We start from the raw sequence: 12573 nt of genomic DNA, 5'->3' as shown, positions 1-12573 counted from the left end.
GCGCTCACCTTGCAGGTTCCAGGAAGGCCACGGTCGCGGGTCCGGCGAGGCGGCCGGCGCGAACGTCTTCGCCGGCGCCAGCGCGGGTCTCGAACAGCAGGTCGCCTTTCGGCGGATCGACCGCGCAGTCGCTACGACCGAGATTGCTGACCAGCGCCAGCACGGCGCCGTTGCCGAGCCGCCAGCGGGCGGCGACGCAAGCGGGACCGACAGCCTTGGCCGAGATCGAGCGCGTGCCGCCAAGATGCGGCACCAGGGCCGCCGCGCGCAGCGCCAATAGCCGGCGATAGAGGTCGCGCCTGTCCGCACCGTCGGCGACCGGCCGGCTGCTCTCGAAGGTCGCGAGCGCATTGGGATCGGGAATCGATTGGGCCGTCTCGCCGTCATGGAAGCCCTTGAAGGCCGCGAACTCGCGGCGCCGCCCCTCACGCACGGCCTTGGCGAGCTCGCCGTGATGGTCGGTGAAGAAGAGAAAGGGCGTGCGGCTCGCCCCCTCCTCGCCCATGAAGATCAACGGGATCTGCGGGCAGAGGAGTTGCAGGGCGATCGCGGCCTCCAGGGCCGCGGGATCGGCGCGCTCGACCAGGCGGTCGCCGAACGGTCGGTTGCCCACCTGGTCGTGGTTCTGCAGGAACAGCACAAAGGCTGTGGGGCCGAGATCCGCGCTGGGCGTCCCGCGGCACTCGCCCTTGCGATAGGCGGAGGGCTCGCCCTGATAGACGAAGCCCTCGCCGAGGCAACGCGCCAGGCGCTCGGCCGGCCGATCGGCGTAGTCGGCGTAGTAACCGTCGGCGTCGCCGGTCAGCAGGACATGCAGGACGTGATGCGCATCGTCGTTCCACTGGGCGTCGAAGTCGCGGCGCAGATGGTCGGCGACGTTGCCGTCATGCTCGAGCACGAGATGGACATGGCGGCCCGGTTCGACGGTGGCCCGGACCTCGGCCGCCATCTCATCCAGCCAATCGGGTGATCCGATGGCATGCACGGCATCGAAACGCAGGCCGTCGAAGCGATACTCCATCAGCCAGTAGAGGGCGTTCTCGATGAAGAAGCGGCGCACCTCGGCTCGGCGAAAATCGATGGCGGTCCCCCAGGGCGTGGCGACGTCGCTGCGGAAAAAGCCCGGGGCGTAAGCGGCGAGGTAGTTTCCGTCGGGCCCGAAGTGGTTGTAGACGACGTCGAGGAAGACCATCAGGCCGAGGCCGTGCGCCGCATCGACCAGCGCCTTCAGATCGTCGGGCGTGCCATAGGCGGCGTCGGGCGCGAAGGGCAGCACGCCGTCGTAGCCCCAGTTGCGCTGGCCCGGGAAATCGTTGACCGGCATGAGCTCGACCGCGGTGACGCCGAGCTCGGCCAGCTCCGGCAGCATTGCGGCCACGCCGGCGAAACCGCCGAGGACGCCGGCATGAAGCTCGTAGAGCACGGTTTCCGGCCAGCGACGGCCGCGCCAACCGGGGTGCCGCCAACGATAGGCACGCGGATCGACGACAAGGCTGGGATCATGGACGTCGCGACCCTGGGCGCGCGACGCCGGATCGGGCACGGCAAGCCCGTCGGCCAGACGATAGCGATAGCGCGCGCCCGCGCCGCACGCCGCCTCGGCCTCGAACCAACCCTCGCCGGCGCGCGTCATCGCCACGATGCCCAACCCGTCGACGTCGACGGCGACCTCCGGCTGGCCGGGAGCCCACAGGCGAAAGCGCGTATGGTCGGGATCGATCAGGGTGGCGCCGAACGGCAGGTCGCGCGCGAAGGCGGTCACGATTGCCGACCCTGGGGCCGATCCTTGAGGCTGCTCAAGGTCAGCACGACGCTGCGTGGGCCGATCATCAGGTCGTCGCTGCTGAGGTAGCGCTCGGGCGCATCAGGCTCGCTGCTGTCCACCAGCAGGCGCGCCGGGCGGCCGGGCGGCGGCAGGCGGAAAAGCTGCGGCTCGCCGGTTGCATTGAAGAACGCCGTCAGGATCGAGACCGCGCCGTCGCCGTTGCGGCCGGCGAGGCGCAGCACCAGGCGCTGCTCCTTCGGGTTGTTCCATGAATCATTGGAGACCAGCTCGCCGGAGACGTCGAACCAGGCGATGTCGCGAATACCGTCCACCAGCTCGTCCTGGCCGTGCATGAAGCGAGGCGCTCGCAGCACCGCGTGGCGGCGGCGTATATCGGCGATCCTGGCGGCGAACCGCGTGAGGTTCCTGCCATCCTCGCCCTCGGCCTGCTTCCAGTCGACCCACGAGATCTCGTTGTCCTGGCAGTAGGCGTTGTTGTTGCCCTTCTGCGTGCGGCCGAACTCGTCGCCGCCCAGCACCATGGGCGTGCCTTGCGCCAGGAACACGGTGGCCAGCAGCGCGCGCTGCAGACGCCGGCGTGTATCGAGGATGGCGGGATCGTCGGTCGGGCCCTCGGCCCCCCAGTTGGCCGAGTGGTTATCGGCGTGGCCGTCGTTGTTGTCCTCGCCGTTGGCCTCGTTGTGGCGCTCGGCGTAGCTCACCGTGTCGGCCAGGGTGAAGCCGTCGTGGCTGGCGGCGAAGTTGATCGACGCCCACGGCCTTCGCGCCCGCTTGTCGAACAGGTCGGCCGAGCCGGCGAGGCGCGCGGCGAAATCCGATCGCTGACCCTCGTCGCCGCGCCAGTAGCGGCGGATGCCGTCGCGAAAACGGTCATTCCACTCGGCGAAGCCCGGCGGATGGTTGCCGAGCTGATAGCCGCCCGGCCCGATATCCCACGGCTCGGAGATCAGTTTTACGCGCGACAGCACGGGATCCTGGCGGATGGCGTCGAAGAAGCCGGAGTTGGGATCGAAGCCGTGCGCCTCGCGGCCCAGCGTGACGCCGAGGTCGAAGCGGAAGCCGTCGACATGGAAGGAGGTGACCCAGTAGCGCAGCGAATCCATCACCATCTGCAACACGCGCGGCGTCGAAAGGTTCACCGTGTTGCCGGTGCCGGTGTCGTTGACACAATGACGCGGATTGTCGGCGACCAGGCGGTAGTAGCTGGCATTGTCGAGGCCGCGGAACGACAGGGTCGGCCCCAGCTCACTGCCCTCGGCGGTATGGTTGTAGACGACGTCGAGGATCAGCTCGATGCCGGCGGCATGCAGGCGGCGGACGGCGATGCGCATCTCATCGAGCGTGTTGTCCGACAGGTAGCGCGGCTCGGGCGCGAAGAAGCCGACGGTGTTGTAGCCCCAGTAGTTGCGCAGCCCCTTCTGCAGCAAGGTGCGGTCCTGCACGAAGGCATTGATCGGCATCAGCTCGACGGCCGTGACGCCGAGCCGCTTGATGTGCTCGATGAAGTGCGGATTACCGACGGCCGCGAAGGTGCCGCGCTCGTTGGGCCTGAGGTCATGGCGCAGCATGCTGAGCCCGCGGACGTGGGTTTCGTAGATCACCGTATCGGACCACGGCACGTTGGGCGGGCGATCGTCGGCCCAGTTGAAGCTGTCGTCGGTGACGACGGCCTTCAGCATGCCCGGCGCGCTGTCGCGGCGATCGAAGGAAAGATCGGCGCGCGGCGAATTCACCCGATAGCCGTAAAGCGCGTCGGACGGCCGCAATTCACCGGCGATGCGCTTGGCATAGGGATCGAGCAGAAGCTTGTGATGGTTGAAGCGATGGCCGTGCTGCGGCTCGTACGGCCCATAGGCGCGATAGCCGTAGATCAGGCCGGCGCGCGCGTTGGGCATGTAGCCGTGCCAGACCTCGTCGGTGCATTCCGGCAATTGGAAGCGCGCGATCTCGCGACGACCCGACGGGTCGAAGATGCAGAGCTCGACCTTGGTGGCGTGGGCGGAGAACACCGCGAAGTTGGTGCCGAGCCCATCCCAGGTGGCGCCCAGCGGATAGGGCGAACCCGCCAGCAGGCGATCGGGCCACGCCATCTCAGCCCTCCGCGCGCAGCATCACCGTGGCGAGCGGCGGCAGGGTCAGCAGGACGGATTGCGCCTCGCCGTGCGAGGGCTGGTCGTGGGCGACGGCCCCGCCGTCATTGCCGAGGTCGCTGCCGCCGTAGAAGCGAGAATCGGTGTTGGCGATCTCGCGCCAGCGGCCGGGCCGCGGCACGCCCACGCGATAGCCATGCCGCGGCACCGGCGTCATGTTGCAAACGACCAGGATCGGCGCATCGCCCTTCCCGCCCTCCTCATGTCCTTGGCGCAGAAAGGCGAAGACGGAATTGGCGCGATCGTCGCCGATCAGCCAGCGGAAGCCTTCGGGTTCGGCGTCACGCCGATACAAGGCGGGCTCTGCGGTGTAGAGGCGGTTGAGGTCGCGCACCAGGCGCTGGATGCCGGCATGGGCCGGATCACCGAGCAGGGCCCAGTCGATCTCGGCGTCGTGGTTCCACTCGCGCGGCTGGGCAATCTCGCAGCCCATGAACAGGAGCTTCTTGCCGGGATGCGCCCACATGAAGCCGAGATAGGCGCGCAGGTTGGCGAAGCGCTGCCACGTATCGCCCGGCATCTTGCCCAGCAGCGAGCCTTTTCCGTGGACGACCTCGTCGTGCGAGATCGGCAGGATGAATTTCTCAGAGAAGGCGTAGAGCAGGCCGAAGGTGATGTCGTCGTGGTGGAAGGCGCGATGGATGGGCTCGTGCTCGATGTAGCGCAGCGTGTCGTGCATCCATCCCATGTTCCACTTGTAGGAGAAGCCGAGCCCATCGGGCTGCGCCTGGGTGACGCCGGGCCAGGCGGTCGATTCCTCGGCGACGACGATGGCGCCGGGACAACGCTCGGCCACGACGGCGTTGAGATGGCGCAGGAAGCCCACGGCCTCGAGGTTCTCGCGACCGCCATAGACGTTGGGGATCCAAGCATCGGCCGGCCGGCTGTAGTCGCGATAGAGCATCGAGGCCACGGCATCGACCCGGAGTCCGTCGACGTGATAGCGCTCCAGCCAGTGCAGCGCGCTCGCGATCAGGAAGCCCTGCACCTCGCGGCGACCGAAATTATAGATGTAGGTGTTCCAGTCGCGGTGGAAGCCTTCGCGCGGATCGAGATGCTCGTAGAGCGCCGTGCCGTCGAAGCGCGCCAGGCCATGCGGATCGGTCGGGAAATGCGCCGGCACCCAGTCGAGCAGCAGGCCGATGTTGTTGGCATGCAGGGCATCGACGAAGCGGGCGAATCCTTCCGGCGGGCCGAAGCGCGCGGACGGCGCGAACAGCCCCAGCGGCTGGTAGCCCCACGAACCACCGAACGGATGCTCGGTGATGGGCAGCAGCTCGACGTGAGTGAAGCCCAGCTCGGTGAGGTACGGGATCAGCCGATCGACGGCGAGATCCCACACCGAGCCATGCGAATCGCCGGACCTCAGCCACGAGCCGATATGCACCTCGTAGATCGAGAGCGGCGCCTGCGGTGCCTGGCGTTGCGCACGGCCTGCGAGCCATTTGTCGTCGGTCCATCGGAACGGCCGCGGCGAGGCAACGATCGAGGCGGTGCCGGGCGCCACCTCGGCTTGCTGCGCCATCGGATCGGCCTTGTTGGCCTGGCGCACGCCGCCCGGTCCCATGATGTCGTACTTGTAGTGTGCGCCCGCGGCGACCCGCGGCACGAACAGCTCCCAGATGCCGGACGGATAGCGCAGCCGCATGGGATGGCGCCGCGCATCCCACGAATTGAAATCGCCGATCACCGCCACACGCTCGGCATTCGGAGCCCACACGGCGAAGCGCACGCCCTGCACACCGTCGATCGTGACGACGTTGGCGCCGAGCGCCTCGGCCAGATGGAAGTGTCGGCCCTCATTGAACAGGTGCAGGTCGAGCTCGCCCAGCACCGGCTCGAAGGCATAGGGATCCTCGGTCTCCTGCACCGCGCCCGGCCACTGGATGCGCAGCAGATAAGGCGACGCGTCGGCCACGGCGCCCTCGAACAGCCCGGGCTGGACCTCGGGCAACGTTCCCAGGGAGGCACGATCAGAGCGACGCAGTACCTCGACCGACTGCGCGCCCGGCAGATAGGCACGGATGGTGCGGCCATCGGGGCCGTCATGCGGCCCCAGCACGCGGAAGGAATCGCGATGACGCGCCGTCATCAGCGCCTCGACCTCACCGCGGTCGAGCTGCGGTCTGGTCATTTCGTTCACACTTTGCTCCGTGCGGTCTTGAGCAGGCGCGTGGCGATGCGCGCGAGCCCGCTCACCGGGACGATCAGCCAGTTCGGCCGGTTGGCTGCCTCATAGCCGACTTCGTAAGCGGCCTTCTCAATCAGGAAGAAATCGAGCAGCGACGGGCCGCCCATCGAAGGCAGGCCGGTCACGGCCTCGCGATAGGCGCCGAGGAAGGACTTCTCCGCCCCTTCGCGCAGCCGCGTCATCAGCCGGTCGCGCCGCCCCGGCGAGAGGCGGCTGGCGAGCACGTTCTTCGGATCGAGGGTCGTCGCGGCGGCATAGTCGATCGAGCGCAACAGCCCGGCGACATCACGCAACGGGCTGGCCTTGCGCCGGCGCTCCTCGACAGGGCGCGCCGGCTCGCCTTCGAAGTCGATGATGTAGGCGTCGGCGCTGGCGACCAGCACCTGGCCGAGATGGAAATCGCCGTGGATGCGCGTCATCAGGCCGCCTTCGCCCTGGCGGCCAAGCCGCTGCAGCACCTCATGCAGTGCCTCGCGGTTGGCCAGCAGCTCCTTGGCCCCGGCCTCGATGGTCTCGTTGTCCCAACTCCCACGCGCCGCGATGGCGTCGAACGCCCGCGCGAGCAGCCCGGTCGCCCGCTCGATCCAGGCATCGACGTCTGCAGCAGTCGCGCGTTGCGGGGCGAAATCCGGATTATCCGTCGGCCGCGCCAGCACGACATGCATGTTGCCCAGCTGCCGGCCGATCGTGGCGGCAAGCGCATGATAGTCGCGGATGTCGTCACCGCGGGCCTCCGCCGAGGCTTCGCGGCTCGCCGTGGCGTCGAACGCGCGATTGGCCTGGTTGAGGGCCCAGGTCCAGGCATCGCCCTGGTTACGCACGAAAGCCTGCGCCACGGCCAGCACATGGCGCTCTCCGTCGCGGTCGATGCGGCTCACTTCGCCCAGCAGCGCCGGCGCATTGGCGAAACCCTGGGACGTCAGATAGCGGCTCATCTCGGCCTCGGGATGCTGGCCGGTCGAGATGGAGCGGAAGATCTTCAGCATGACGGCATCGTCGACAGTCAGCGAGCTGTTCGATTGCTCGGCGGTCAGCCACATGACCTGGGCGTCGGCCGGGCGGCTCAGCACCTCGACCTTGTCCGGCATGGGCTCGAAGACGATCTGGCCTTCCGGCGTATCGATGCGTTCGCTATTGGCCAGCGCCTCCAGCATGCGGCGGGCGAAGCCCGCCAGGGAAAAGGCATCGGTCAGCAATCCCACGCGCCGTCCGCGCCGGACGCGCGCCAAGGCAAGCTGGGAGGGCAGCGCGGACGTCGGTTCATCCTCCCAGCACATCGACAGGGGCAACTGCCAGCGCGTGGTCCCACTGCCGGTCTTGACCTCGATCTCCGCCAACAGCAGGTCACGCTCGCCGCCGAGCGGAGCCAGATAGGCGATGTGGGCGCCTTGCAGCACCTGGTCCTTGGCGCCGAACCAGCGGCGCTTCTGCAGGTAGGGCGGCAGGGTCTCGCGTTCCAGTACCGGCGCGGCCGCTTCCAGGGCCTGGTCGAGCTGGTTGCGCAACACGACGGTGACGTAGTCCGGCAGCGGCTCCGGCGCCGGCGTGTGCCATGACGGCGCGTCGGTCTCGGTCGTCAGGATGAACCAGTAGAAACCGTAGGGCGACAGCGTCAGCAGATAGGTGAGCTGGCCGATCGGCGGAAACAGCGAGCCGCCGTTCAGCTCGACGGGGACACGGCCCGTGAACTCCGAGAGGTCGAGCTCGACCGCCTGCGGCGTGCGCGAAACGTTGGCCACGCACAGGATGACCTCGCCGTCGAGTTCGCGCAGGTAGGCCAGGACCTTGCGGTTCTTCGGATAGAGAAAGCGCAGGCTGCCGCGGCCGAAGGCGGCGTGCATGCGCCGGATGGCCAGGGTGCGGCGCATCCAATGCAGCAGCGAATGGACGTCGCGCGTCTGGGCCTCGGCATTGACGATCTCGTAACCGTAGAGCGCGTCCATGATGACCGGCAGCGCCAGCGCCGCCGGATCGGCACGCGAGAAGCCGCCGTTGCGGTCGGGCGACCACTGCATGGGCGTGCGCACGCCGTCGCGATCGCCCAGCCGGATGTTGTCACCCATGCCGAGCTCGTCCCCGTAGTAGATCACCGGCGCGCCCGGCATCGAGAACAGCAGGCAGTTCATCAGCTCGATGCGGCGGCGGTCACGCTCGAGCAGCGGCGCCAGCCTCCGGCGGATGCCGAGATTGAGGCGGGCACGACGGTCGGTCGCGTAGGTCTGCCAGAGATAGTCGCGTTCGGAATCGGTCACCATCTCGAGCGTCAGCTCGTCGTGATTACGCAGGAAGATCGCCCATTGGCAGGTCTCGGGGATCTGCGGCGTCTGGCGCATGATGTCGGTGATCGGGAAGCGGTCCTCGCGGGCCAGCGCCATATACATGCGCGGCATCAGCGGGAAGTGGAATGCCATATGGCATTCATCGCCGTTGCCGAAATACTCCTTGGTGTCCTCCGGCCATTGGTTGGCCTCAGCCAGCAGCATGCGGCCGGGATAATGGGTGTCGATCTCGGCCCGGATGCGGCGCAGCACGTCGTGGGTCTCGGGCAGGTTCTCGTTGTTCGTGCCCTCGCGCTCGACGAGGTACGGCACGGCATCGAGCCGCAGGCCATCGACGCCGAGGTCGAGCCAGAAGCGCATGACGCCCAGCACCGCGTCCATGACGGCCGGATTGTCGAAGTTGAGGTCAGGCTGGTGGGCGTAGAAGCGGTGCCAGTAGTAGGCGTTGGCGGCGGGATCCCAGGTCCAGTTCGAGCGCTGGGTGTCGACGAAGATGATGCGCGTGCCGGCGTATTTCTGGTCGTTGTCCGACCAGACATAGAAATCACGCTCGGGCGAGCCGGGTGGCGCCAGGCGGGCACGTTGGAACCAGGCATGCTGGTCGGACGTGTGGTTGATGACGAGCTCGGTGATGACGCGGATGCCGCGGCGATGGGCCTCGTCGATGAAGCGCTTGGCGTCGTCGAGCGTACCGTACTCGGGATGAACGGCGGTGTATTCGGCGATGTCGTAGCCGTCGTCGAGGCGCGGCGACGGATAGAATGGCAGCAGCCACAGCGTGTTGACCCCGAGTTCGGCAATGTAGTCGAGCTTGGAGATCAGGCCGGGGAAATCGCCGATGCCGTCATTGTCCGAATCGAAGAACGACTTGATATGGAGCTGGTAGATGATCGCGTCCTTGTACCAGAGCACGTCCTGGGCAACGGGCAGCTGGGTGGCAGCCAGGGGCGCGTTCATGGCCGGGCTCCCATCGGCGTGATTCGCCAGATGGCGAACGGCAAATCAGCCGGATCGAGCCGCACGTGCTGCACCTTGCCTTGCCAGACGAATCGATTGTTGCGCATGAGATCCTCGACTTCCACGGCGCCGTTGTCGGGCAGCCTCCACTCCCACAAGGGCACCTCGAACGACGCTTCCTGCGCGTGGTGAGGATCGAAACTGACGGCTACCAGGATCATCTCCGCGCCGTCGGGCGACGGCTTGCCGTAGACCAGGACCTGGTCGTTGAAGGCGTTGTAGAAGCGCACGCCAAGATGACTGTGGAGCGCGGGATGCAGGCGGCGCAGGCGATTGAGCGCGGTGATCTCGGCCACGATGTTGCCGGGCGCATTGAAATCGCGCCGCCGCGCCTCGTACTTCTCCGAATCGAGGTACTCCTCGCGGCCCGGCAGGGCAGCGGCTTCACAGACCTCGAAGCCGGAATAGACACCCCACAGGCCGGACAAGGTCGCAGCCAGGGCGGCGCGGATCAGGAAGCCGGCACGGCCCGAGCTCTGCAGGAAATAGGGATTGATGTCGGGTGTATTGACGAAGAAATGCGGCCGGTAATAGTCCGCCACGTCCGTCGTGGTGAGCTCGCGCAGATAGTCGGCGATCTCGCCCTTGTTATTGCGCCAAGTGAAGTAGGTGTACGACTGCGAGAAACCGACCTTGGCGAGGCGGTACATCATGGCGGGCCGCGTGAAGGCCTCGGCCAGGAAGATCACATCAGGATGCCGGCCGCGCACATCGGCGATCATCCACTCCCAGAAGGGCAGCGGCTTGGTGTGCGGATTGTCGACACGGAAGATGCGCACGCCTTCGTCGGCCCAGTGCAGCACGACATCGCGCAACGCCACCCACAGCTCGGGCATCGCCCCTTCGGCGTAGAAGTCGACGTTGACGATATCTTCGTACTTCTTGGGCGGGTTCTCGGCGAAGCGGATCGAGCCGTCGGCGCGGCGGCGGAACCATTCAGGATGCTGCCTGAGCCAGGGATGGTCGGGCGAACACTGGATGGCGAAGTCGAGCGCAATCTCGAGGCCATGCTCACGGGCAGCCGCCACCAGACGGCGGAAATCCTCCGGTGTGCCCAGCGCTGCGTGGATCGCGTCGTGGCCGCCGTCGCGGGCACCGATGGCGTAAGGACTACCGGGATCGTCAGGCGCGGGCTTCAGCGTATTGTTGCGGCCCTTGCGATTGGTCGTGCCGATGGGATGGATGGGCGGGAAATAGAGCACATCGAACCCCATGTCGCGAACGCGCGGCAGATGGGCAACGACGTCGTTGAAGGTCCCCAGCGACCGGGGAAAGAGCTCGTACCAGCTCGCGAACTCCGCCTGCGGCCGCTCGACCTCGACAGCGATTTCTGGATGCCGGCACGGCAGATGCCGAACCTCCGTCGCCGCGACCAGATGATGCGTATCGGCAGCCGTCAACAGCCGCACGGCGGCAGCGGCGTCGGCGCGATCCAGTTTGGCGACGAGCTCGCCCAGGCCGAGCCGGCGCAGATAGGCGACGGCATCGGCGATGTCGACGGTGACATCGACGCCAGCATGGCTCTTGACCTCGAGAGCGTGGCTCAAGCTGCCAAACTCGTCACGCCAGGCTTCGATGGTGAAGAAATGCCGGCCAACTCGCCGAGGCATCATGCTGCCGCGCCAGCGGTCGTTGCCGAGCGGAGCCATCGGCGAGCGCCGCCATTCCGATTCACCGGCTTCGCGCCACAGTAGCTCCGCCGCCAGGACATCGTGGCCGTCGGCGAAGATGTCGGCCTCCACTGCGATCGGTCGGCCGACGATGCGGCGGACCGCGAAGCCCGGTGCCTGGGGGACGACGCGATCGATCACCACCGGAGATCGGGTCACTGCGGCGCTGGCCGGGTGCGATTCGTCGTCCTTTACCGGATCGACGGCAGCGAGTTCAGCCATCAGCACCTCACCAGGCTGCAGTCGATCGGGCACCGGCCGTCCGTCGAGCAGGCGAGGTTCGCCCAGCACGGCGCCACCAACCGGATCGAGTGGATCCAGGCTCACCGGCACGGCGTGGTCCGCGGCCAAATCATTGTTGATCAGAACGACGAGTCCACGCTGCGCTTGCCGCGGATCGGCTGCATCGAGACGCGCCAGCGCCGTCACTGGCGCCGACGATCCTGTCAGGCGACGAACACACTTCGTCGGCAGGCGATGCCGCTGGAGATCGGTCGTCGCTCGCCGGACCTCGTCTTCGACGCCAGCGGCAAAATCTTCCGGCAGGAACAGGCCGTCGGTCGTGGCGACAGCGAGCCGCAATGCGCGACGGCGCGCGGCGGTGTCCGCCGGCAGGCTGCGCGCTTCCGCAACCACGCCGATCGCCGGCGCAACACGGGCAAGTGAATCGAGCTCCTCGCCGTACCAAGCGGCGCGTCCATCCCACCAGGCCGTGGAGGCGAAGACGCCGTCGAGGCCCGCCCCTGCCAACTCGCTGTGCTTCGCCCAGGCGAGGCCGGGGGTCCATGCCCATAAGGCGCACGCGCTCTCGCGGCGGGTCGCTGCAACAATCTCGCGCAAAGCCCCGGCCGGCAGGAGATCGAGGCCCTGGAGACGGAAGGCCGCCGCGCCGGCGTCGGCCAGTCGCACAAGGTGCGAAGCCCACCATGAGGCGATTCGGTCGGCGTCGGGCCGCACCGTGACGGCGTGAGCGATCGAACCTTCGGCTCGCGGATCGACGACATCGCTTTGGTACCGGCGCTCGAACAGATCTCCGGCCTCGTGGGCGCTCGCCCCGTCAAACGCCAACCGGTCGAGCACGACATCGAGACAAAGGCCCAGGCCCTGCGGCTTGCACAGCGCGGCCATCTCGCGGACCACGTCTTCGATGGACCCGCCGATTCCCAGGCCAGGGTTGGGTTTGGCAAGATCGCTGATCAGCAGCGGATCGTTGCGTCGCGTCAGGAACGGGTTGAGGCAAACGTGGTCGAGACCCAGGTCGGCGGCGCGGGCCAGCCGGGGCCGCCAATCGGTGCCGTGGAAGTCCTCGACATGACAAATGCCGGGCGTCCGCACCTGCGGACGCCGACGAGCCTCCCCCACCCCGGCCGATCCGGCCGTGGACTTCAAGCACCTGCCCATCCGATAGAAACCGCTGAACCCGCCTCAGGTTGCGAGGAACGGTCGCGATTTCAGGGATTTATTGGGAAGATTTGATGAC

At 67.4% G+C, this 12573-nt stretch carries 5 protein-coding genes; all 5 read right to left on the bottom strand.

Features of this window, described 5'->3' with window-relative positions; translation table 11 throughout:
• Positions 1-4: 4 nt before the first annotated feature.
• From treZ to RSO01_RS19270, 5 genes are read right to left on the bottom strand one after another with little or no spacing between them, the layout of a single operon-like run.
• Positions 5-1762: a malto-oligosyltrehalose trehalohydrolase gene (gene treZ / locus RSO01_RS19290; protein ID WP_174825940.1), complete on the bottom strand. Its 1758-nt coding sequence runs from the start codon at positions 1760-1762 to the stop codon at positions 5-7.
• Positions 1759-3876 carry a glycogen debranching protein GlgX gene (gene glgX / locus RSO01_RS19285; RefSeq protein WP_147150889.1) on the bottom strand — a complete coding sequence of 706 codons (2118 nt, stop codon included), beginning with the start codon at positions 3874-3876 and terminating at the stop codon, positions 1759-1761. Before glgX ends, treZ begins: the two co-directional genes overlap by 4 nt.
• 1 nt (position 3877) lies before the next feature.
• On the bottom strand, positions 3878-6070 hold the full coding sequence (glgB, locus tag RSO01_RS19280; RefSeq protein WP_147150887.1) for a 1,4-alpha-glucan branching protein GlgB: 2193 nt from the start codon (positions 6068-6070) through the stop codon (positions 3878-3880).
• Between the two features lie 5 nt (positions 6071-6075).
• The gene (treS, locus tag RSO01_RS19275; RefSeq protein WP_147150885.1) at positions 6076-9363 is read right to left on the bottom strand and encodes a maltose alpha-D-glucosyltransferase; all 3288 of its coding nucleotides are present in this window, start codon (positions 9361-9363) and stop codon (positions 6076-6078) included.
• Positions 9360-12455 carry an alpha-1,4-glucan--maltose-1-phosphate maltosyltransferase gene (locus tag RSO01_RS19270; RefSeq protein WP_218037390.1) on the bottom strand — a complete coding sequence of 1032 codons (3096 nt, stop codon included), beginning with the start codon at positions 12453-12455 and terminating at the stop codon, positions 9360-9362. The genes treS and RSO01_RS19270 overlap by 4 nt, the downstream gene beginning before the upstream one ends.
• Positions 12456-12573 lie beyond the last annotated feature (118 nt).

The sequence above is a fragment of the Reyranella soli genome (genome assembly GCF_007992495.1).
GTDB lineage: Bacteria > Pseudomonadota > Alphaproteobacteria > Reyranellales > Reyranellaceae > Reyranella > Reyranella soli.
This window is presented reverse-complemented; position numbering and strand designations above follow the sequence as displayed.

What these genes read in the sequence shown, in the direction of transcription:
- treS (WP_147150885.1), bottom strand. Translation starts at nt 9,363, where the DNA reads ATGAACGCGCCCCTGGCTGCCACCCAGCTGCCCGTTGCCCAGGACGTG.
- glgX (WP_147150889.1), bottom strand. Translation starts at nt 3,876, where the DNA reads ATGGCGTGGCCCGATCGCCTGCTGGCGGGTTCGCCCTATCCGCTGGGC.
- glgB (WP_147150887.1), bottom strand. Translation starts at nt 6,070, where the DNA reads ATGACCAGACCGCAGCTCGACCGCGGTGAGGTCGAGGCGCTGATGACG.